The 21,248-nt window shown below is 63.6% G+C and carries 27 protein-coding genes and 1 pseudogene; 20 read left to right on the top strand and 8 right to left on the bottom strand.

What is annotated here, in order from left to right; translation table 11 throughout:
* Together PYV00_RS02920 and PYV00_RS02915 are read right to left on the bottom strand one after the other, a co-directional pair.
* Positions 1–382 (bottom strand): annotated as a pseudogene (locus PYV00_RS02920) (c-type cytochrome); the annotation flags it as partial.
* A gap of 12 nt (positions 383–394) precedes the next feature.
* A complete protein-coding gene (locus tag PYV00_RS02915; RefSeq protein WP_275226747.1) occupies positions 395–1,489 on the bottom strand; it encodes a multicopper oxidase domain-containing protein in 1,095 nt (364 codons plus the stop codon).
* A gap of 278 nt (positions 1,490–1,767) precedes the next feature.
* Here PYV00_RS02915 and PYV00_RS02910 point away from each other — a divergent pair, with 278 nt between their 5' ends.
* Complete coding sequence (locus PYV00_RS02910) at positions 1,768–2,211, top strand: Rrf2 family transcriptional regulator (protein ID WP_275226746.1); 444 nt, start codon at positions 1,768–1,770, stop codon at positions 2,209–2,211.
* A 55-nt stretch (positions 2,212–2,266) separates the two neighbouring features.
* Here the strand turns inward: PYV00_RS02910 and hemA are convergent, their stop codons facing one another.
* From hemA to PYV00_RS02895, 3 genes are all read right to left on the bottom strand, one after another.
* Positions 2,267–3,541 (bottom strand): 5-aminolevulinate synthase, encoded by a 1,275-nt coding sequence (gene hemA, locus PYV00_RS02905; RefSeq protein ID WP_275226745.1) that lies wholly within the window; start codon positions 3,539–3,541, stop codon positions 2,267–2,269.
* Positions 3,542–3,682: 141 nt separating this feature from the next.
* Positions 3,683–4,180 carry a DUF6306 domain-containing protein gene (locus tag PYV00_RS02900; RefSeq protein WP_275226744.1) on the bottom strand — a complete coding sequence of 166 codons (498 nt, stop codon included), beginning with the start codon at positions 4,178–4,180 and terminating at the stop codon, positions 3,683–3,685.
* A complete protein-coding gene (locus PYV00_RS02895; RefSeq protein WP_275226743.1) occupies positions 4,177–5,025 on the bottom strand; it encodes a LysR family transcriptional regulator in 849 nt (282 codons plus the stop codon). Before PYV00_RS02895 ends, PYV00_RS02900 begins: the two co-directional genes overlap by 4 nt.
* Positions 5,026–5,165: 140 nt before the next feature.
* On the opposite strand from PYV00_RS02895, the gene PYV00_RS02890 reads away from it, so the two are divergent.
* The 10 genes from PYV00_RS02890 (at position 5,166) to PYV00_RS02845 (ending at position 11,641) form a co-directional block, all read left to right on the top strand.
* Entirely contained in the window at positions 5,166–5,534 is a 369-nt protein-coding gene (locus tag PYV00_RS02890; RefSeq protein WP_275226742.1) for a hypothetical protein, read from the top strand.
* An 80-nt stretch (positions 5,535–5,614) separates the two neighbouring features.
* Positions 5,615–5,761, top strand: a complete 147-nt coding sequence (locus PYV00_RS02885) for a hypothetical protein (protein ID WP_275226741.1) — start codon at positions 5,615–5,617, stop codon at positions 5,759–5,761.
* Between the two features lie 96 nt (positions 5,762–5,857).
* Positions 5,858–6,496 carry a peroxiredoxin gene (locus PYV00_RS02880; protein ID WP_275226740.1) on the top strand — a complete coding sequence of 213 codons (639 nt, stop codon included), beginning with the start codon at positions 5,858–5,860 and terminating at the stop codon, positions 6,494–6,496.
* Positions 6,496–7,173, top strand: a complete 678-nt coding sequence (locus PYV00_RS02875; RefSeq protein ID WP_275226739.1) for a carbonic anhydrase — start codon at positions 6,496–6,498, stop codon at positions 7,171–7,173. The genes PYV00_RS02880 and PYV00_RS02875 overlap by 1 nt, the downstream gene beginning before the upstream one ends.
* A gap of 14 nt (positions 7,174–7,187) precedes the next feature.
* Positions 7,188–7,562, top strand: a complete 375-nt coding sequence (locus PYV00_RS02870; protein WP_275226738.1) for a hypothetical protein — start codon at positions 7,188–7,190, stop codon at positions 7,560–7,562.
* Positions 7,552–8,373 (top strand): 2OG-Fe dioxygenase family protein, encoded by an 822-nt coding sequence (locus PYV00_RS02865; protein WP_275226737.1) that lies wholly within the window; start codon positions 7,552–7,554, stop codon positions 8,371–8,373. Before PYV00_RS02870 ends, PYV00_RS02865 begins: the two co-directional genes overlap by 11 nt.
* On the top strand, positions 8,366–9,067 hold the full coding sequence (locus PYV00_RS02860; protein ID WP_275226736.1) for a superoxide dismutase: 702 nt from the start codon (positions 8,366–8,368) through the stop codon (positions 9,065–9,067). The genes PYV00_RS02865 and PYV00_RS02860 overlap by 8 nt, the downstream gene beginning before the upstream one ends.
* A 12-nt stretch (positions 9,068–9,079) precedes the next feature.
* The gene (locus tag PYV00_RS02855) at positions 9,080–9,328 is read left to right on the top strand and encodes a hypothetical protein (protein WP_275226735.1); all 249 of its coding nucleotides are present in this window, start codon (positions 9,080–9,082) and stop codon (positions 9,326–9,328) included.
* 549 nt (positions 9,329–9,877) lie between these two features.
* Positions 9,878–10,348 carry a nucleoside diphosphate kinase regulator gene (gene rnk, locus PYV00_RS02850; RefSeq protein WP_428981603.1) on the top strand — a complete coding sequence of 157 codons (471 nt, stop codon included), beginning with the start codon at positions 9,878–9,880 and terminating at the stop codon, positions 10,346–10,348.
* A 33-nt stretch (positions 10,349–10,381) separates the two neighbouring features.
* Positions 10,382–11,641, top strand: a complete 1,260-nt coding sequence (locus tag PYV00_RS02845; RefSeq protein WP_275226734.1) for a Glu/Leu/Phe/Val family dehydrogenase — start codon at positions 10,382–10,384, stop codon at positions 11,639–11,641.
* 178 nt (positions 11,642–11,819) lie between these two features.
* Here PYV00_RS02845 and PYV00_RS02840 read toward each other — a convergent pair whose 3' ends face one another.
* The 3 genes from PYV00_RS02840 to PYV00_RS02830 all read right to left on the bottom strand — a co-directional run bounded on the left by PYV00_RS02840 (position 11,820) and on the right by PYV00_RS02830 (position 13,741).
* Positions 11,820–12,398, bottom strand: coding sequence for a hypothetical protein (locus tag PYV00_RS02840; RefSeq protein WP_275226733.1), 579 nt, complete (start codon positions 12,396–12,398; stop codon positions 11,820–11,822).
* A gap of 330 nt (positions 12,399–12,728) precedes the next feature.
* A complete protein-coding gene (locus tag PYV00_RS02835; protein WP_275226732.1) occupies positions 12,729–13,133 on the bottom strand; it encodes an ArsR/SmtB family transcription factor in 405 nt (134 codons plus the stop codon).
* Complete coding sequence (locus PYV00_RS02830; RefSeq protein ID WP_275226731.1) at positions 13,130–13,741, bottom strand: peroxiredoxin; 612 nt, start codon at positions 13,739–13,741, stop codon at positions 13,130–13,132. Before PYV00_RS02830 ends, PYV00_RS02835 begins: the two co-directional genes overlap by 4 nt.
* A gap of 88 nt (positions 13,742–13,829) precedes the next feature.
* Here PYV00_RS02830 and PYV00_RS02825 point away from each other — a divergent pair, with 88 nt between their 5' ends.
* The 9 genes from PYV00_RS02825 to PYV00_RS02785 all read left to right on the top strand — a co-directional run bounded on the left by PYV00_RS02825 (position 13,830) and on the right by PYV00_RS02785 (position 21,240).
* Entirely contained in the window at positions 13,830–14,744 is a 915-nt protein-coding gene (locus PYV00_RS02825; protein WP_275226730.1) for an MBL fold metallo-hydrolase, read from the top strand.
* Positions 14,745–14,773: 29 nt separating this feature from the next.
* Positions 14,774–15,178, top strand: coding sequence for a YeeE/YedE family protein (locus tag PYV00_RS02820; protein WP_275226729.1), 405 nt, complete (start codon positions 14,774–14,776; stop codon positions 15,176–15,178).
* Between the two features lies 1 nt (position 15,179).
* A complete protein-coding gene (locus PYV00_RS02815; protein WP_275226728.1) occupies positions 15,180–15,593 on the top strand; it encodes a DUF6691 family protein in 414 nt (137 codons plus the stop codon).
* An 18-nt stretch (positions 15,594–15,611) separates the two neighbouring features.
* Positions 15,612–17,192, top strand: coding sequence for a bifunctional protein tyrosine phosphatase family protein/NAD(P)/FAD-dependent oxidoreductase (locus PYV00_RS02810; RefSeq protein ID WP_275226727.1), 1,581 nt, complete (start codon positions 15,612–15,614; stop codon positions 17,190–17,192).
* Positions 17,153–17,980 (top strand): sulfite exporter TauE/SafE family protein, encoded by an 828-nt coding sequence (locus PYV00_RS02805; RefSeq protein ID WP_275226726.1) that lies wholly within the window; start codon positions 17,153–17,155, stop codon positions 17,978–17,980. The genes PYV00_RS02810 and PYV00_RS02805 overlap by 40 nt, the downstream gene beginning before the upstream one ends.
* Positions 17,977–18,600, top strand: coding sequence for a class I SAM-dependent methyltransferase (locus PYV00_RS02800; RefSeq protein ID WP_275226725.1), 624 nt, complete (start codon positions 17,977–17,979; stop codon positions 18,598–18,600). The genes PYV00_RS02805 and PYV00_RS02800 overlap by 4 nt, the downstream gene beginning before the upstream one ends.
* A 114-nt stretch (positions 18,601–18,714) precedes the next feature.
* Positions 18,715–20,121 carry a cytochrome ubiquinol oxidase subunit I gene (locus PYV00_RS02795; protein WP_275226724.1) on the top strand — a complete coding sequence of 469 codons (1,407 nt, stop codon included), beginning with the start codon at positions 18,715–18,717 and terminating at the stop codon, positions 20,119–20,121.
* Positions 20,118–21,128, top strand: a complete 1,011-nt coding sequence (cydB, locus tag PYV00_RS02790) for a cytochrome d ubiquinol oxidase subunit II (RefSeq protein WP_275226723.1) — start codon at positions 20,118–20,120, stop codon at positions 21,126–21,128. The genes PYV00_RS02795 and cydB overlap by 4 nt, the downstream gene beginning before the upstream one ends.
* The gene (locus PYV00_RS02785; RefSeq protein ID WP_275226722.1) at positions 21,109–21,240 is read left to right on the top strand and encodes a DUF2474 domain-containing protein; all 132 of its coding nucleotides are present in this window, start codon (positions 21,109–21,111) and stop codon (positions 21,238–21,240) included. Before cydB ends, PYV00_RS02785 begins: the two co-directional genes overlap by 20 nt.
* The last annotated feature ends 8 nt before the right edge of the window (positions 21,241–21,248 follow it).

Below are 21,248 nucleotides of genomic sequence, written 5' to 3'. Positions count from 1 at the left end.
CGATCAAATCGGAACGCTGCGCGGCATCAGATCGCAATACATGCGCGCGATCGTCGGAATCCGCATCGATAGTGTCCCGCGGATCGCCCGCCTTCGCGTGCTTGAACCAGAGCACGCCGCCGGGACGGATCGTCGTCGGGTTTTGCAGCCAGGCCACGAGCCAATCGCGATTGAATTTGTCGCCGGCATACCAAAGGTCCGGACCTTTGCGCGTCCACAGGTGCTCAAGGTCCTGGTTGGCAGGTTTGGTGAGTGCGTGACAGGAAGCACATTGCGAAGTCAGGTCCGGGCTTGCGCCTTGGGCATCGACCGCTGCCGGACGAGCCGCAAAGGCCAGGATCGCGGCGCCCGCGCATGCGGCGACGATGACTGGTACTTTCATGATGGCGCCTCCTCAGCCGACTGCGACACCCTTGAAGACGGAGTTTGGGTAGATTCCATGCGGCTTCTTGAGGCTCTGCTCGTAGTAGAAGTCCGGGACGAACTCCTTGTGCGCCCAGTGATACCAAGGCTGGTCGCGCGGAATGCCGTCATATTCGATCAGGGTCATGACCCCGCCATGCGGCGTGTGTCCGTTCATCGTATGGCTATCGACGTGGTCGTGGATCATCCAGCGGCCGGGGTTATCGCAGCGCAGGATGATGTCGTAGCGCTCGCCCGGCCCGACGAGGACGGTGTCGGCATTGATCGGTGCGGGCAGCGGATGTCCGTCCTTGAACGCGATCTGGAATACGTGGCCGTGGATGTGGATTGCGTGGAAGCCTCCGCCCGCGCCGAACATCCGCAAGCGGATGACATCGCCTTCCTTGACCCGAATGGGCTGCGTTTCGGGGAAAGATTTTCCGTTGATCGTGAAATAGTCGAACACGTCGCCGGGCATGCCGCCTTGCCCGAGCTTGTCCGCCCAGGCGGACGCCCATTCGGAAAACATCAGAATATAATCGCCGGTCACCTCGCGCTCGAGGGGCGTCGGCTTGATGGGGTCGATGATGAAGGGGCCCCACATGCCGCGCGTCGCGACATGCTCGTTCACATTGACATGGCAGTGATACCACATCGTTCCCGCGGGCTCGGCGACGAACTTGTAGGTGAAGCTGTCGCCGGGCTGGATGCCGAGCTGGGTCATGTCGGGAACCCCGTCCATTTCCCATGTTCCGCGCTGCAACAGTCCATGCCAGTGGATCGTATGTGGGAGCGTAGTCAGGTTGTTGAGGACAACTTCGACCTGATCTCCTTCGCGGACATGGAACAGCGGTGCGGGCACCTGTCCGCCAAAAGCGAACGTCTGGAAGGACTGCTTGCCGACGAGCGTGATGCGCGTCTCTTCGATATTCATTTCGAACTTGTGCTGCGTGGCTCCAGCGCGTCCCTGCCGACGGACTGGAGCGGCCTGAGCCGGAGAAGGAGAAACGGCAGCGCCCAACGCCGGAACTGCGACAGCTGCCCCCAGACCTGTCAACACCGCATCCCTTCGCGTGATGTTCGGCATCATGCTTTCCTATAAGATGTATTATAGTCGAATGATTCGTAATCGAAGGGCGGATCATTGACCAACGAAATAGATTGTGTCGTTCGAACACAATTTTTGTTGGAAAGCTGCGCAGGGTCACGGACGCACGAAGACCGCATCGGCCATCTCGAGCATGCACGTAAGGAATTCAAATGAAGCTATGCGTGCGAGGGGCAACCTATCGCCAAGATTATCCCCTTAACATGTCTTCCTGATACAGGTATATTGGTCAATCGACGTCATCGCAGGAGATGTATGTGCGGCTCACGCGCTACACGGACTATTCGCTCAGGGTTCTGATCCATCTGGCGCTGCACGACGATCGCCTTTGCTCGATCGGCGAGATCTCCCGTACATACGACGTATCCCACAACCATCTCATGAAGGTCGTCAATGCGCTGGCCCACGATGGCTTCATCGAGACGGTGCGCGGACGCGCAGGAGGTATGCGCCTAGCCCGGCCGGCCAATGCCATTACCGTTGGCGAGGTCGTGCGCAAGACCGAGGAAGGATTCCAACTCGCCGATTGTTCGGGCTGCACTCTGTCCCCGGCGTGCGGGCTTACCGGCGTCCTCGCCGAGGGGATGCGCGCGATGATGGCGGTTTTCGATTCCTATACCGTCGCCGATCTCCTGACGGACAAGGACACAATGCGCCGCCTGCTTAACCGAGAATCCCCGCTTGGTATCGGGACGTCCTGAGGACCAGGACTTGCAGCGGAGCTGAAAACCTTGGGCTGGAAACCCGATTTTGGCGTCAGGCGGCCAAAGGCATGTCCAGTCGCTGCCAGATTTCCGTCAACGCATTCGTGAGTTCCCGCATCATCGCGGGACTGTGGGTCGGACCGGGTGTGAAACGAAGCCGTTCGGTTCCTCGGGGGACGGTCGGATAGTTGATCGGCTGCACATAGACGCCATACTCGGCGAGCAGGATGTCGCTGACATGTTTGGCCTTGACCGGATCGCCGACCATGAGCGGGACGATATGCGTGCTCGACGACATCACCGGCAACCCGGCCTCGGCGAACAGACGCTTGAGCATGGCCGCGGCGGCCTGTTGCCCGTCGCGCTCCACATTTGACGATTTGAGGTGGCGGATGCTCGCGAGGGCGCCGGCGACGAGCACGGGAGAGAGGGAGGTCGTGAAGATGAAGCCGGGCGCGTAGCTGCGGATCACGTCGATCACACGGCGGTCCGCCGCGATATAACCGCCCATCACGCCGATGGCCTTGGCCAGTGTGCCCTCGATGACGGTGAGGCGCCTTGCGGCGTCCTCCCGGTCCGAAATCCCTCCGCCGCGGGGACCGTACATGCCGACGGCATGCACTTCGTCGAGATAGGTGAGCGCATGATATTTCTCGGCGAGATCGCAGATAGCGTGAATGGGGGCGATATCCCCGTCCATCGAATAAACGCTTTCAAACGCGATCAGCTTGGGGAGCGACGGGTCGGTCTCGGCGAGGAGCTGTTCCAGATGCTCGAGATCGTTGTGGCGCCAGACCTTCTTCTCGCATCCGGAGGTGCGAATGCCCGCGATCATGCTCGCGTGGTTGAGCGCGTCGGAGAAGATGACGCAGCCTGGCAGGACTTTCGCGAGCGTCGACAGCGTCGCTTCGTTCGAGATGTAGCCCGAGGTAAAGAGGAGTGCTCCCTCCTTGCCGTGGAGATCGGCGAGCTCGGCCTCGAGGTCGATATGATAGTGGGTGTTGCCACCGATATTGCGCGTCCCGCCCGATCCAGCGCCGACGTCATGGAGGGCCGCTTCCATGGCGGCGATGACTTTGGGATGCTGCCCCATCGAGAGATAATCGTTTGAGCACCAGACCGTGATCGGCTTGGGTCCGTTATGACCGGCAAAGCAGCGGGCGTCGGGAAACGATCCCTTGTTCCGCAGGATATCGATGAAGACCCTGTAGCGGCCCTCGCCGTGAAGCTTTGCCAGGGCGGCATCAAAGATCGCATCATATCGCGACTGCCAACCGGGAGGAGGTGCTTCGGCAAGCCTGGGTGTCGCGGTGTTCGATGCGGTCATGGGCAAACGTCCGGATAGCCTATCTCGCTGATCGCGAGAATACATGCATTCTAAATGCTCTATAGCGTCTCGCCGCGCGGCGCTCAAGGCGGTTGGCAATTTGCGCCGATTGGCTGTTCGAGCATTGCCATTTGCGGATGCTCATTCCCGCTCTGAGGCCGGATTTGCCTCCAGAACCGCAGATGCACGGTCGATATTGCCGCGATGGCTTTCCAGCATCTCCGCCAGATCGGCATGCAAGGCGTCGTCGCGCACGCGGGGCATCAAGGTTTCGAGTTGCCTCACGACCCAGGCCTGCCCTCGGTTGAGAAAGGCGAGTCGGTCGAAGCGGTCGGCAATGGCCAGCGCCTTGGCGTGGAAGCTGCCGGTCTTGCGCGACGGGGTGCCGCCGAGCCTTTTGATCTGCCGCGAGAGCATCGCGCACCAGCGCGCCTCGTCGGCGCGCACCGCCAGCATCAGTTCGCGATAGGCGGAGTCGCCCTTGGCTCTGGCGCTCGCCAGCGCCACGCGCGCACCGGCCCGCTCGGCCTCCAGCAGCGCGTTGAGGCTCGCGAGGATCTCGTCCCGCGACGCATAGCCCATATAGACATCGTCCGCGTCCCCAGCGTAGCAGACCGGCGAGGACGGCTCGTTCGTCATGCCGAGATCGCAGCCGCCGCCCTGAGGCCGGCGCGAATGCGGTCCATCACGCCTGCATCGGCCTTCGTCGAATGGACGACGTAGGCCGAGTAGGAAAACTCAGGACTCCCCGGAACGAGGGCGAGACGCCCCTCCTCGAGATAGGAGCGGACGAACCCCTTGCGGAAATAGCCGCTGCCTCCGGTCGCGAGGATATAGTCGAGGGCAAGCGGCCCATAGCCGATCGAAACCACCGCATTGGGCTGGTCCGGGAAAGCGGCATGGTAGCTTGCGGCGAATTCCTCACCCCAATCGATCTGGACATGGTCCTCAGGAGCGAGTGGCTTGTTGGTCGGTGTCGTCCTGATGAGAACGAGCTTCTCCTCGAACAGCAGCTCGGCGATGACACCCGGCCGGCTCGGCGCTGCATAGAGCACGGCAACGTCGAGCGCGCCGTCCTGAACCTGTTCCATGAGCCGTTCGGACGTATCGATCTGGGTGCTGACGGCGATCTCGGGGCACTCGCGGCGCATCCACAGCAGCCAGTGCCGCAGCAGCGGGCTCCAGAGACTGAGTTCGGCGCCGACCGTCACCACCGTCTCGCGCCCCGGCGGCAAGGCGACAGCGCGCCTCGCCCGGTCCCAGACCTGGACTAGCGTCGTCGCGAAGCGAAAGAACTGATCGCCGGCCGGGGTGAGCTTCGCACCTGCCTTGTTGCGGATGAAGACGGGACGATCGAGCTGATCTTCAAGCACGCGGATCCGGGCGCTGACCGCGGTCTGGGTCAAATTGAGGTTGGCGGCCGCACTGACGAAGCTGCCGGTCTTGACGACCTCCAGGAACGTGCGTGCGACGCTGATGTCCATTCCTCAAATTCCTTACGCTCAACATCCAATAATATTCATTTGCTTGCTGGATAATAACGGGTGGATGCTCTACGCACAAGGAGGGACCGCATGGTCGAGCCATCATTGACCTCGGGCCCGGATAATGGGCCGATCGTGACATGAAGCCGCTGGGACCAATCCGCCCGGAGCCACCGGCACCGTCGAAGACCGATTTCTGGAAGGTCGGCCTGGCGCTTGGCCTGATCGTTCTCGGCGTCGGCGCCATGCTCTACGCCTTTCACGATTCCGGGATGATCAGCAGCGAGGCGATCCTTGCCATCATGATCTTCGTGGTGGCGGTATGCGTCGGCGTTCTCCTGGCGATGGACATGGAGCGGCAGACCCATCGCAATGCGCACAACCGCCGGACGGAAGTGCCGCCCCCGCTCGATTTCATTGCGGTGTGGCCGCCTCACGAAAGTCCACAAACGGACGAAGAAGCCGGCGTAAAGCGGAAATCGCCTTCCTCGCGGCCCAAAAAACCGTGAGGTCGAACGAAGACGATGACCCGCGGCAACGCATGCCAAAGCCGCCGTCTTCCGGTCTTTATCTTATATTTGCGACCGGCATGGCTCTCGCGACGATCCGCCTCTTCGTGTGGCTGCTCAATCGCAATGGACTCGTCAGCGAGGAGGACGGCAACGCCATGGTGCTGATCGCCATGCCCATAGCGATCTTCACGATTGCCCGGCTGACGCCGCGGGACACACCCTGACATAAAACAATTATTTTGCCGACAAGCATTCATAACATTCGTTTGTTTGATGAACCTTGCTGCCCCACATTGATGGCGCAGCATGAAGGAACTCCCATGACCATTCAACTCGGGCAGATCGCCCCCGATTTCGAACAGGACAGCACGCACGGTCGTATCAACTTCCACGACTGGCTCGATGGAAGCTGGGGTGTCTTGTTCAGCCATCCCAAGAACTTCACCCCGGTCTGCACCACCGAGCTTGGCGAAGTGGCCAAGCTTCGACCGGAATGGGACAAGCGCAACGTGAAGCCGATCGGGCTTTCGGTGGACCCGGTCGAAGCACATCACAAATGGGAGCTCGATATTGAAGAGACCCAGGGCGCCAAGCTCGACTTCCCGATGATCGCGGATCCCGATGGCAGGGTCTCGACGCTTTACGATATGATCCATCCCGAGAGTGATCCCACGGTCACGGTGCGCTCGGTCTTCGTCATCGATCCGGCGCGCAAGGTTCGTCTGATTCTCACCTACCCGCCCTCGACGGGGCGGAACTTCGCCGAAATTCTCCGCGCGATCGACAGCCTCCAGTTGACCGATGCCCGCAGCATCGCCACCCCGGTCAACTGGACGCCCGGCGAACCCGTGGTGATCTCGCCGAAACTGTCGGACGAAGAGGCCTCGAGACAGTTCCCGCAAGGCTACAAGACGCTCAAACCCTATTTGCGGGTGGTCGACCTTCAGGCTTCCGCATAATGACACAGCCCGGGGAAAACGGCGAGAGACAGGCCGCCATTGCCGAGCGAGGCGATACCGGCCTCGCCTCGCTGTTCACCCGCAACCGCGCATGGGCCGAAGCAAAAACCGTCGGCGACCCCGGCTTCTTCAAGCGACTGGTCGGACAGCAGCGTCCGCGCTACTTCTGGATCGGCTGTTCGGACAGCCGGGTGCCTGCGACGGAGATCGTCGACCTCGATCCGGGCGAGATGTTCGTCCACCGCAATGTCGCGAACCTTGCGAGCGCGGCGGATCCGAACTTCCTGGCGGCGCTGCAATTCGCGGTCGATGTCCTGAGGGTCGAGCATATCATCGTCGTCGGCCACTATGGATGTGGCGGCATTCAGTCCGCGATGACCCAGGATAGAGAGGATGCAATCGGCGCGTGGCTGGCGCCGGTTCGCGCGCTTCATCGCGCGGGCGGCAACGCGCAGGAGACCGACGCCGATTGTCTCTGTGAACGCAATATCCTGGCTCAGGTGACGGCACTCGCCGTCAATCCGCTCGTCATGCAGGCATGGGAGCGGCGCGCGTCCCTGACGCTTCACGGCTGGGTCTACGCGATCGGGGACGGCTTGCTGCAGCCTGTCTGTGCCCCTGTAAGCGGCAGGCTGTCCGACGCACCGATGGTCAGCGCCGCGGCAGTTGCGAGATGAGCCCGGTCCGTGTCTTGGAAGTCGCCGGCAGCGAACGGACCCATCTGGACAAGGCGGTCGCTGCATGCCGGGACGCCGGCGCGCCAAGCCGCGAGATAGACGCTCGGATCGCGCTGGCTGTGTTTCCCGCGCTCCGACAGCTGAATCCCGTTGGCCCCGGCGTTTGGCGGCAGGGTGACGGCAGCCATGTTCGGGCGCTGCTCTATACCGCGACACGCCGGGCGGCGGCGACGCTGGTGCCCCAGGGGTGCTGGATAGAGACCGGCCCGCGGGGACCGATCGTCATGGGCGAGCTCGGGGAATGGATCGGCCTCCATCCGATCGAAGCAATTGCGCTGTGCATCGCGGCGCTCGATGCAAGACTGGCCGAGATATCTCATGCGGATTGAGCCCGGGGAGACACCACCCTTTCCCCTCACCCGTGGCACGCGGGCCTGCGGAACCCTGAGCGGCTATCATTCGAGTCAGTTTGTCGAGCATCTTCGGCACCATGGTTATGCGAGCATCTCTCCTGCCGATTGGGGCGCTCCGCTTGTGGCGACCTCGCTGGCGGACTGGGTAAGGTTCGCCGACAGTTGGGATCGCCTCGACCGTGACTGCTGGATGGGCGATGGCGGTCGTTATCGCCGCCGCCGGTTTGCGGCCTTTGCGGTCAACGGCGGCACGATCGCGCGAAAACCGCACCAACCACATTTCCAGAGCTGCGCGCACAACCGGCTGAATGGCGGGATCGCACGATGGTTCTCCCCCGTCGAGACGGTGATTGGCGACCATGGTCTGACGAGGGGGTTGCTACAGATCGGTGAGGAGTTTGCCAACGCCCTCACGGGCTGGACAGAGCATCGCTGGCATGCGGAACTCCATCAGTTTCGGATCGATGCAACACACGGCTCTGGTCAACCGACGCCCGAAGGTCGCCACCGGGACGGTGTCACTGCTGTGCTGATGGTGCTGATCGGCAGGCGCAACGTCCGGGGCGGCGTGACGATGCTGTCAGAGGAGCACAGGTTCGTCGCGGAACTTTCACTCAAGCGCCCGCTGCAAGCGCTCGTTCTCGACGATAGGCGGCTGCGGCACAGCGTCAGCGCGGTGACCGCGAGAGAGCAAGGCGTGCCAGCCTGGCGTGATGCGCTGGTGATCACGTTCCGGCCGGAACGTATGCCCCATTCATTTGCATCCAAGGAGACCTGCTATGGCTGACCCACGCACCAACGAGACACGAGCGCAGCTCGACAGCGGGAGCCTTGTCTTCGCACTACCGCCCCTGCCCTATGGCTTGAAGGATCTTGAACCGGTCCTGTCGGCGGAAACCCTGGAAATCCATCATGGCAAGCATCACGCACGCTACGTGGAGACGCTCAACCGGCTGCTCGCCGAGCAGAACTTCACGGCCCACACGCTCGAGGAGATCATTCGCGTCGCGCAACGCAGCGGGGCAAAGGGCCTCTTCAACAATGCCGCCCAGGCCTGGAATCACAGCTTCTTCTGGGAAAGCATGGCCGCGAAGCCATCGCAACCCTCCGGTCCGCTCGCGGACGCGATCTCGGCAGCCTTCGGCAGTCTCGATGGCCTGGGCCAGCGGTTCGCGGCCGAGGGAGCGGGCCACTTCGGCTCAGGCTGGGTCTGGCTGATCGCAAAGCACGACAAGCTGGAGGTGATCTCGACCCATGATGCGGCAACCCCGATTGCCGAGGATGGCGTGACGGCGCTTCTGGCATGCGATGTGTGGGAACACGCCTACTACATCGACTACCGCCAGGATCGCGCCACCTGGCTGGCCTCCTGGTGGAACAAGCTCGCGAACTGGCGTTTCGCCGAGCGGCAATATGGCGCGGCGCTCGGCCGCGGCGAGCCGTGGCACTATCCCACGCCGACAACCGCCCCTGGAAAGTGAGAGGAGTATGATATGCTGATCGATGTATTGGCGGGCCGAGACAGCCGTTCCGCGGCTTCCTGGGGAGCTTTTCATTTCGCACGGTCGCCAAGCCCCGGAGAAGAGATCGAGATCGACGGCACCTTCGCGGTCGTGACCAAGGCGTGGCACCGACCCGATATCTACTACAAGGGTGCCAAGTTCGTGATCCTCGTGGATGATCCGGTGAGCAACATCAGAAGCGAACGTCAGATCCGCGAGGATGCCGAAGCGATCGCGTAACACGGGCTCCCCGCTCCGAGGAAAGGGTTCGATTTCCGCCGCGCAGCAGGTGAGGAAGACCCCACCGGAATCCTCTTGTTCGAAGCCCGCGAGCGAGACACGGCGCGCTTGTCGTTGGCGCCCTCATTGGTCGTCACAGCGAGCTGAACCCTGCTGCCGCTTCTCTTGTTTGAGGGGCGGCGCATCGCGCGCGCGGTTCCGGCCGATACCCGCCGGCGCCACTGCGCAACATCCGGCCGGATGGAGCCTCGGCACCGACGCATGAGGCTGAACGCGTGCGCTACAGAGCGCATTTCGGCCGTTCTGCGAACGGCGCACCAAAAGATCTGATCGTCAGTTCCGCGATCGCCCGCCGCGCGATCCAGGGCACTGCCAGACCGCTACGGGAATCTCCTATTTGACTTGGGCCGGGGCTCTCGACATCATGGTTCGATGCAGAATCGGCGCCGCCATTTTCGCTTTCGCCACCACGGGGGGCAGCTTCTCACGGGCATGTAGCCCCGGGTTACGGTGCGCCTTGCCCCGAGCTCGGGGCATAAAATCGACCACATGCAGACGAGTGCGGGTCCCGTTGTGGCCGGCCGTCCACCCCCGAAAGAGAAAGTCATGACGAGCACCAAGGCGAGCCGGCGGCCGCCCATCCAGATGATTGATACCGAAGCCGATGCATTGACCGATCTGGCGATGGCGGCGGAAGACCGCGTGCCGCAAGTGAGCGAAATGCTGCTGAACGAGATCGCGCGCGCAAAGACCCATTCGGCCCGCACGATTCCGGCCAATGTCGTGACGATGCACGCCAAGGTCCGATTCATCGACGAGGCGAGCCGCAAGGAATACAGCTATGAACTCACCTACCCGCGAGACGCAGACATCTCGGCGGGGAGGATCTCGATCCTGACGCCGGTTGGCGCCGGTCTCATCGGGCTGCGCGAAGGCCAGTCGATCCTGTGGCCCGACCGCGACGGGCATGAACGTGCACTCAAGATCGTGGAGGTGTCGCAAGCGGCCCGAAACGGCTGAATGCGTCACCCGCCATCACAATAAGGAGACTCTATGAGCGCATCCATGCTCGATCAGGCGCTGACCCGGCTCGACGATGCCGCCTGTCATCTCAAGCTCGACCCCGATGTCCTGGAAAAGCTGAAATATCCGCGCGAGACGGCGAAGACGCGGCTGCTGATCCGGATGGATGACGGCTCGCGCAAGTCGTTCATGGCCTGGCGCTGTCGCTATGACGACACACGTGGCCCGACGAAGGGAGGCATCCGGTTCCATCCCGACGCGACGGCGGATGAGGTGGAGACCCTCGCATTCTGGATGACCTTCAAGTGCGCGGTGATGAACCTGCCCTATGGCGGCGGCAAGGGCGCCGTGCAGGTCGATCCGCGCAAGCTTTCCAAAGCCGAGTTGGAGCGTCTCTCGCGGGCCTATATGCAGGCTTTTTCGGGGATCATCGGCCCTGATCGGGATATCCCGGCGCCCGACGTCTACACCAATGCGATGATCATGGGCTGGATGGCCGACGAATATGCCTCGATCGTCGGGCGGGTATCGCCAGCGGTGATTACGGGCAAGCCGATCGCGCTCGGCGGTTCGCTAGGGCGGGACGATGCGACGGCGCGCGGCGGCTTCTACCTCCTGCGGCATCTCGAGCAGGCGCTTGGCGTCGGGCCCGGTTCGCGCGTCGCCATTCAGGGGTTCGGCAATGCCGGCAGCCATATCGCGCGGCTCCTGAGCGAAGTCGGCTACAAGATCGTCGCCGTCTCGGATTCCCGTCACGGCATTCATTCGGACACGGGGCTTTCCTTCGAACGGTTGGTTGCCGCGAAACAGTCCGCGGGGCTGGAAAGCCTCGCCGGATCGGACGGCATCGCGGCAATCGCGCCCGACGAGATCGTCGGCATCGACTGCGACGTCCTCGTGCCGGCCGCGCTGGAAAACCTGATCCACGCCGGCAACGCGGAAGCGGTCAAAGCCAGGGTCATCGTCGAACTCGCCAATGGGCCGGTGACCCCCGAGGCAGACGAGTTGTTGAATGCCAAGGGGATCGCTGTCCTTCCCGATATCCTGGCGAACGCGGGCGGAGTCACGGTATCCTACTTCGAATGGGTTCAGAACCGGCAGGGCTACTACTGGACGATCAGCGAGATTCACGAGCGGCTCAAGGCCAGCATGGAAGCCGAAGGCCGCGCCATCTGGGATCGCGCGGGCGCCCACGAGATCACCCTGCGAAGCGCCGCCTATGTGCATGCGCTGGGTCGTCTGGCCGAGGCGATCGAGGCTCACGGGACGCAGCAGTTCTTCACCTCCTGAGCGATTTCAAGGTCAAGGAAAGCGGTGCGCGCAAAGTCGCAATTCGGCGACCGGCGAGGCGATGACGATCAAGGCATCGCCCAAGCTCGGGCTTACGGCGCCGAAGGGCGAGCTGAACCCCTGATCGCGGACAGCGCCGTTCCCGGACAAGGCTCTGGGGACAGCGCGATCCCGCCGCTCAGCCGAAGGCCAGAGAGCCCTGCCGCGGCGTCTGCGGCGGTGCCGAGCGCGCCCGATCTGTCAGCAGCAGCTTCCGGGCGGTGGGCGAAAGCGTGTAGACCGCCTGGCGCTGTGCGCCGCGATTGTGGTGATCGACCCGATAGCCTTGATAGTGGCGATGTAGAATACCTGCCCGAACGAGATCGGATACGGCACGGCTCACATTCGTCTTGCCGGACGCCCGAATTCTCGCGCGGATTTCGGACTCGATGTCTTGGTCTGCCTGGGCAGGGTCAGCGGGCAAACCCCCTGCCCGCTTCATTTCCTCTCGCACCCGAGCGGCCAGCGCCATCCGCCGGGGATAGCTGTTTGCCATCGGCACAAGCGCATCGCACAGCCAGTCCCGAATTGAGATGGCCTTGCCATCGTGGACCACGAGCGGACCCGCGCTTCCATCGGGGTTTGCGATCTTCGCGATGAGATCAAGAACCATGTAGGCATAGCGAGGCCGCGAGGAGTTTTGCGAGAGTAGCTCCACAAGGCGGGGCATGTCGAACGGCCTGCTGTCAGGATCGGCGATGAGGCGGGTCTGGAGCATGGCAGAATCATGCACAGGTAGAACGAAAAGTGAATCCCCTTATTCCCGCCGGGCGACATTTGTCTCCTGTGACACTTTGCCGGCGGGTAAAGTGTCATAAGTGGCGGTTTAGAAGTCTGTACGCCCAACGCGGCGATCCAACCGACCACGATTGGTCAGGTCGGGCGGGCTGTCTCGGGTAGCGGCCAACCCCGCCGTAAAGAGCAGCGGAATGAAATGATCGGGCGTCGGGATCCCATTGCATAGTCTGCACGATCGACGTGCCGTCAGATGATCGGCAGCGCTTCGCTCACCTGGCAAACTAGCATGTCGCCGAAACGATGGGTTCAGTCAGCCACTGAGAATACGCGCAAAATGCGCTGCGCCCTGCGCCCCCTCCGGCGTCTCGCCGGATAGGTCCCTATTGACGGGGTTACTCGACAAGCCGGACAAATCACCCGCCCCGAACACGGCTTCGATGCCGCGCACGCAAAGCTCTGTCCCGCTATCGGCAAGGCTGTAATAAACCTGCCGTGCCTGCTTGCGCGTGCTTACAAGGCCCGATCGGCGAAGTTCGGCGAGTTGCTGACTGAGCGCGGGCTGGCCGATGCCGGTTGCTTCATCGATCGCCGAAACCGGTTGCTCGCCCTGCTCCAGCAGCAACGACAGGATCATCAGGCGCTGGGGCTGCGCGTAAGCCTTGAGCTTTTCCGCCGCCGCGTCCGCCAGCTCGCGGGCGGCATGGAGCGCCGTCACGGCGCGCTCCGGCAGAACCAGTCGGCCCCATCCGTGTCTTCCGACGGTGGCAGCAACAGCGGCGCCCCGGCGCGCCATCCTTCGGGCGCGAGGCGATCGCCTGCATGCGCGGCTTGGAGCGCGGCGAGCATGCGCAGCATTTCCTCCACGGAACGCCCGACATTCATAGGGTAATGGGTGATCGCACGGATCACGCCGTCTGGATCGATGAAATAGGTTGCCCGGACACCGGCGCTGTCCCGAGCGTCCTCGCCAATCATGCCATAAGCCCTGCCGATCGCCATCGACGGGTCTTCGACCACCGGGAAGCCGATCTCCACGTCGAACAGGTCGCGGATCGCCTTGAGCCAGGCAAGATGCGAATAGAGGCTGTCCACCGACAGGCCGAGCAGCACGCCGCCCAGCTCCTCGAAGCGACCCTGCGCCTTGGCGAGGCCGACGAATTCGGTGGTGCAGACCGGCGTGAAATCGGCGGGGTGTGAAAAGAACACCACCCATTTCCCGCGCAGCGAGGACAGGCGCAACGACCCTTTGGTGGTCCTGGCCTCGAAATCGGGCGCGACATCGCCAAGTCGCAGAGAGGGAAGAGGTTCGTCCGGCGTCGTCATGGTTTCATCCTTGGCATCTCGCACGTCTTGACGCAATGAGCTTACATACTTACATAGTTCTGTAATTACGAAATCCAAGGAATAAGCCATGGACGAAGCGATCAGGCGCGCAGCGCAGCAAATCAGCGAAGCCCGCAAGGGCGTGCCGCAAATCCGGTCCTTCTTTGACGAAGCCACCAATACGGCAAGCTATGTCGTTCACGATCCCGAAACGCATCACGCGGCGATCATTGATAGCGTGCTGGACTATGATGCCGCTGCTGGCCGCACCGCTTTCGGATCGGCGGATGCGATCATCGCCTATGTGCGCGAACAAGGCTTGAAGGTGGAATGGCTGCTGGAAACGCACGCCCATGCCGATCACCTGTCGGCCGCCCCGTATCTTCAAGAGAAGCTCGGCGGGGAGCTCGCCATCGGCAAGGCGATCCTGACCGTGCAAGCGACCTTCGGGAAGCTGTTCAACGAAGGGACCGAGTTCGCGCGCGATGGGTCGCAGTTCGACCACCTGTTCGAGGATGGCGACCAATTCACGATCGGCAACCTCAAGGCGACCGTGCTGCATGTGCCGGGGCATACGCCGGCCGATCTCGCCTATGTGATCGGCGACGCGACGTTTACCGGCGATACGCTGTTCATGCCGGACTATGGCACGGCGCGCGCCGATTTTCCGGGCGGCGACGCACGCACGCTTTATCGCTCGATCCGCCGCCTGCTGACTCTTCCCGCCGCAACCCGCCTGTTCCTGTGCCACGACTACAAGGCGCCGGGCCGCGACGACTATCGCTGGGAAACCACGGTCGCGGAACAGCGCGCCGGCAATGTCCATGTCCATGACGGCATCGATGAGGAGGGCTTCGTCGCCATGCGCGAGGCACGCGACGCGACGCTGGAAATGCCGAAGCTGATCCTGCCGTCGATCCAGGTGAACATGCGTGGCGGCCATCTGCCCGAGCCGGAAGGCAACGGCACGCGCTATCTCAAAATCCCGCTGGACGCGCTGTGAGGACGCTGTTTCCCGGAGCAATGCCTGGCATGGGGTTCCTCGGCGGGCTTCTGATCGGCCTTGCCGGCGCGGTCATGCTGCTGGGGTTGGGCCGGATTGCGGGCGTCAGCGGTCTTGCCGCGCGCGCCATCGGCCTCGGCAGCGGCATGGATTCGCGCGCTATCGCACTGGCCTTCATTCTCGGCCTGCCACTCGGTGGGGCATTGGTGGCTGTGGTTCGGCCGGTTTCCATCACTTTTCCGTCCTCTGTGGTCGTCCTCGTCGTCGGCGGCTTGCTGGTCGGTTTCGGCACGCGGCTCGGCAGCGGCTGCACCAGTGGCCATGGCGTATGCGGCCTGTCGCGCCTGTCGCTCCGCTCCATGACGGCGACGGCGCTGTTTATGGCCGCGGGGTTCGCGACCGTGGCGGCGATGCGCGCCCTGGGATGGACCTGACATGCGCGGTCTCATCGCCTTGCTCGCCGGCACGATCTTCGGCGCGGGTCTTGCCTTGTCCGGCATGACCGATCCCGCGCGTATCCGCGCCTTTCTCGATCTGTTCGGGGCATGGGACCCGACGCTCGCCTTTGTCATGGCCGGAGCCATAATGCCGATGGCGCTTGCATGGCTCATCCAGCGCCGCCTGCCTCGCGCCCTGTCCGGCGACGCCTTCGCCTTGCCGGGCACCAGACGCATCGACGCGCCGCTGGCCGTGGGCGCGCTGCTGTTCGGCATCGGCTGGGGCATCGCCGGCCTTTGCCCCGGCCCGGCCATCGCCAATCTTGCGCTCGCGCCATTTGCAGTCCTGCCGTTCCTCGCCGCGATGATCGCAGGGATTCTGCTCCACCGCCTCTGGGCGGCAGGGCGCTGACACCAGCGGAGAAGCCCCATGCAAAAGATCACACCCGTATCCGCCAATTTCTCGGTATCGCCCCAGATCGGGCCGGAAGACATGCCCGCTGTGGTGGCCGCCGGCTTCCGGTCCATCATCTCCAATCGTCCCGATGGTGAGGAGCCAGGACAGCCGGACGCGGCCACCCTTGCACGCGTGGCGCAGTCGCATGGCCTTATCTTCGAACATTTGCCGGTCACCAATCCCGACATCGCCCCGACCGACGCTCGCGCGATGCAGGCCGCGCTGGCCCGGCTTCCCAAACCCGTTCTCGCCTTTTGCCGGTCCGGCGGACGCTCTACCGCGATGCACGCCGCCGCCTTGGCGCTGGGCAGCGATGCAGCAGCAACCTATGATGTGGTGATCGTCGGCGGCGGCAGCGCGGGCATCGCCTGCGCCGCCAGCCTGCTCAAGCGCCAGGCCGATCTGTCGATCGCGATCATCGAGCCGTCGGACGTGCATTATTATCAGCCGGGCTGGACGCTGGTGGGCGCGGGCGTGTTCCAGCCGCGAGCCACCCGCCGGGCGATGGCCGAGGTGATGCCCCGCAAGGCTCGGTGGATCAGGCAGGCCGTGCGAGCCTTCCAGCCCGACAGCAACAGCGTGACACTCGCCGATGGCACGGCGATTGCCTACCACGCGCTCGTCGTCGCCCCGGGCCTGAAGTTGGATTGGGGAGCCATTCCGGGCCTTTCCGAAACCATTGGTCGGAACGGCGTCACCTCCAACTATCGCTACGATCTCGCGCCCTATACGCACGAGCTGGTGCGCAAGATGGCGCAAGGCCGCGCGCTGTTCACGCAGCCGCCCATGCCGATCAAATGCGCCGGCGCGCCGCAGAAGGCGATGTATCTCTCCTGCCATGACTGGGAGCAGCGCGGGTTGCTCGAAGGGATCGAGGTCGAGTTCCATAGCGCCGGCCCCGTCCTGTTCGGCGTGGCCGATTATGTGCCCGCGCTGATGACCTATATCGAGCGCTACGGCATCGATTTTCGACCCGGATCGAAACTTGTCGGCGTGGACGGCGACGCCCGGATCGCCCGCTTCGAGCAGGGCGGCGATGGCGAGAAAACAGTGGTCGAGCGCCCGTTCGACATGCTCCACGTTGTTCCGCCGCAGGTGGCGCCAGATTTCGTGGCGGCAAGCCCGATCGCCGATGAAAGCGGCTTCGTCGCGGTCGATCCCGCGACGCTGCGCCATCCCATATGGCCCAACCTGTTCGCGCTGGGCGATGTCATCGCCGCCAGCAACGCCAAGACCGCGGCCGCCGCGCGCAAGCAGGCCCCGGTGGTCGCGGTGAACGTCATCGCCGCGCTTGACGGCAAAAATCCCGTGGCGGGCTATGACGGCTATGGCTCCTGCCCGCTCACCGTCGAGCGCGGCCGGATCGTGCTGGCCGAGTTCGGCTATGGTGGCAAGCTCCTGCCGAGCTTCCCCAACTGGCTGCTCGATGGCCGCAAGCCGACGCGCCTCGCCTGGTTCCTCAAGGATCGAATGCTGCCGCCGATTTACTGGCATGGCATGCTCAAGGGCCGCGAATGGCTCGCTGGCCCCAGCCCGATCGGACAGACGCCGTGACGCTCGAGCCGATCCAGTATCTGCTCGGCATCCTTTCGGGCTCGCTCGTCGGGTTCAGCCTGGGGCTGGTCGGCGGCGGCGGGTCGATCCTGGCTGTGCCGCTGATGGTCTATCTGGTCGGCGTGCCCAACGCCCATGTCGCGATCGGCACCAGCGCGCTGGCGGTAGCGGCCAATGCTGTGACGGGCCTTGTCCAACATGCCCACGCCCATAATGTCAAATGGCGCTGCGGCGGCATGTTCGCGGCCGCGGGCGTCATCGGGGCGCTGGGTGGCTCGACCCTCGGGAAGATGGTCGATGGCGAGAAGCTGCTGTTCCTGTTCGCGCTGGTCATGCTGCTGGTCGGGGCGGTGATGCTCAAGGGGCGGGGCGATCCCGGCAATCCCGGCGCCGAATGCAACCGGGAAAAGGCGCCCAAAGTGCTCGGCTACGGCCTTGGTTCGGGCCTGTTCTCCGGCTTCTTCGGTATTGGAGGCGGCTTCCTGATCGTGCCGGGGCTCGTCGCCTCGACAGGAATGCCGATCCTGTTCGCGGTCGGCACGTCGCTGGTCGCTGTGACCGCCTTCGGCCTCGCCACGGCGGCCAATTATGCCTTTTCCGGGCTGGTCGATTGGCCGCTGGCGATCCTGTTCATCGTCGGCGGAGCCATCGGCAGTCTGGCGGGCACGCGCCTGGCCCGCCGTCTCGGCAAGGAAACCGGGCGACTGACTGTGGTGTTCGCGATGCTGATTTTCGCCGTCGCCGCCTATATGCTCTGGCGTAGCGCCGACGCGTTTGTTGGAGCGTGAGTGAGACCATGACCGACCGGCAATCCCATTGGGAAAATGTCTATACGGCCAAGGCCGACGATAGCGTGAGCTGGTTCGAGGAGACGCCAAGCGTGTCGGTCAGGCTGATCGAAAGAGCGACAGATGCGCGCGGGTCAGTCATCGATATTGGCGGCGGTGCTTCCCGTCTCCCCGATGCGCTCCTCGATCTTGGCTTCACCGATGTCGCAATCCTCGATCTATCCGCCCAATCCCTTCGGATCGCGCGCGCCCGGCTCGCCAGTCGTGGAGATAAAATCCGTTGGATCGCGATGGATATCACCCGCTGGACGCCCGATCGGCTATATGACGTATGGCACGATCGCGTCGCATTCCACTTCCTGACCGATGCCGACGATCAAGCGCGCTATGTCGACGCGCTCCGGAATGCACTCGCGCCGCGCGGGATAGCGATCATCGGCACCTTCGCGCCTGATGGACCGGAACGCTGCTCCGGCCTCCCCGTTGTGCGCCATGACAGCGAGAGTCTGGTGGCCCTATTGGGCAGCGATTTTTCGCTCCTTTCAGAAGAACGGCATGAACACCGCACGCCGGCTGGGGTCATTCAGCAGTTTCAGTTCAGCGTGTTTCGCAAGAATTAGGCATTTGCGGGGGGGCCAGGTGCAAATGGACGGCGACACAGGTACGGGTGAGGCACAATGTCCAATATTCAACCCTGGTGCTCGTCCTAGAGCAGGCACCGAAAGGACATAGACATGTTCGAATCGTTCGATGCGCTGTTCCTCGCCCGCGCGCAATTCGCCTTCACGGTGAGCTTCCATTTCATCTTCCCGGCCTTCTCGATCGGGCTGGCAAGCTACCTGATGGTGCTGGAAGGGCTGTGGCTGAAGACGGGCAAGGGCGTCTATGCCAATCTCTATCGCTACTGGCTGAAGATCTTCGCCATTGTCTTCGGCATGGGCGTGGTTTCCGGCATCGTCCTCTCCTATCAGTTCGGCACCAACTGGTCGGTGTTTTCCGACAAGGCCGGACCGATCATCGGGCCGCTGATGGCCTATGAGGTGCTGACCGCCTTCTTCCTCGAAGCCGGTTTCCTGGGCGTGATGCTGTTCGGCATCAACAAGGTCGGCCCTCGGCTGCATTTCGCCGCGACCTGCGCGGTGGCGGTCGGCACGCTGATTTCCGCTTTCTGGATCTTGTCGGCCAATAGCTGGATGCAGACGCCCACCGGCCATGAGATCGCCGCGAACGGGCAGTTCGTACCGGGACCGAGCTGGTGGGCGATCGTCTTCAATCCCAGCTTCCCCTATCGGCTGGTCCATACGGTGATCGCCGCCTTCCTTACCACCGCCTTCGTCGTCGGTGCGGTCGGCGCCTGGCACCTGCTGCGCGACCGGACCAATCCGGGCGCGCGCAAGATGTTCTCCATGGCGATGTGGATGGCGGCGCTGGTCGCCCCCGTGCAGATCTTCGCTGGCGACATGCACGGCCTCAACACGCTGGAGCATCAGCCGGCCAAGGTGATGGCGATGGAAGGCCATTATCAAAGCCACCCCAACGGCGCGCCGCTGATCCTGCTGGGCATACCCAACAGCGCGCGGCAACGCGTCGATTATGCGGTGGAGATTCCCAAGGCATCCTCGCTGATCCTCAAGCACGACCTCAACGCGCCGCTGGCCGGGCTCGACACCGTGCCGCAGGATGAGCATCCGCCCGTCGGCGTGGTGTTCTGGGCCTTCCGCATCATGGTCGGCCTTGGCTTCGCCATGCTGGGCATCGGCCTGTGGAGCCTCGCCGCGCGGGCAAGGCGCAAACTCTACGATTGGCGCTGGCTGCATCGCGCCGCCCTGGTCATGGGACCATCGGGCTTCGTCGCGGTGATCGCCGGATGGGTGACGACGGAAGTCGGACGCCAGCCCTGGACGATCTACGGCCAGCTTCGGACCGCGCAATCGGTGGCCCCGCTCGACGCACCGGCAGTGGCGACCTCGCTGCTCGCCTTCATCCTCGTCTATTTCGCGGTGTTCGGCGCGGGCGCGGTCTATATCCTCAGACTGATGGGCAAGCCGCCCGAGCCGCATGAAGATGCCGTGCCGACGCACGGCCCGGTGCGGACCGCCGGTATCACGCCCGCGCCCGCGATCGAGGGAGGCAGGCCATGATCGATCTCACCATCATCTGGGCCGGGATCATCGCCTTCGCGGTCGCCGCCTATGTCGTCATGGACGGGTTCGATCTCGGCATCGGCATCCTGTTCCCGCGCTTCCGCGTCGGCCCGGAACGCAACACCGCGATGAACAGCGTGGCACCCGTGTGGGACGGCAACGAGACGTGGCTCGTGCTAGGTGGCGGCGGGCTGATGGCTGCCTTCCCGCTCGCTTATGCCATCGTGCTGCCCGCGCTCTATGCGCCGATCGTCGCCATGCTGCTCGGCCTTGTCTTTCGAGGCGTCGCGTTCGAGTTCCGCTGGCGCGATCCCGGTCATCGCCGTCTGTGGGACATCGCCTTCTGCGGCGGTTCGGTCGTCGCCACGCTGGCACAGGGGATCACGCTCGGCGCGCTGCTGCAAGGCATCACGGTGAAAGGGCGCGCTTATGGCGGCGGCTGGTGGGAATGGCTGACGCCATTCTCGCTGCTGACCGGCGTCAGCCTGCTCATCGGCTATGCGCTGCTCGGCGCGTGCTGGCTGATCTGGAAGACACAAGGGCCGCTTCAGGCCCAAGCACGGGGCATGGCGAAGGCGCTGCTGCCCGCGCTGCTGGTCGCGATCGGGCTGGTCAGTCTGGCGACCTCCTTTCTCGAAGCGCAATATCATCAACGCTGGTTCGAGTGGCCCGGGGTGCTGGCGACCGCGCAGATGCCGCTGCTGGTCGCGATCATCGGCTTCCTCGCCTGGCGCGCGATCGGCAAGGTGCAGAATGGGGGACGGGACTGGATGCCCTTCTTCCTCGCCCTGCTGCTGTTCGGCCTGTCGATGGTAGGGCTTGCCATCTCGATCTGGCCGGACGTGATCCCCGGCCGCGTCTCCATCTGGGAAGCCGCCGCGCCCGAACGCAGCCAGATCTTCATGCTGGTCGGCGCTGGCATCATGGTGCCGGTGATCCTGGCCTATACCGGCTGGGCCTATTGGGTGTTCCGGGGGAAAGTGGATGAAGCGGGATATCACTGAGCCGCCCGGCCCGCTTTGGAAACGACTTTGCTGGTTCGCTGCGATCTGGGCGATAAGCATCGGCGCGCTCGGCGCCGTGGCCTATGGCATTCGCCTGATCCTCAAGCCTTGATGAACGGA

The sequence above is a fragment of the Novosphingobium album (ex Liu et al. 2023) genome (genome assembly GCF_029076845.1).
Taxonomy (GTDB): Bacteria; Pseudomonadota; Alphaproteobacteria; order Sphingomonadales; family Sphingomonadaceae; genus Novosphingobium.
Note: the sequence above shows the minus strand (reverse complement) of the source record. Positions and strands in the feature narration are given on the sequence as shown.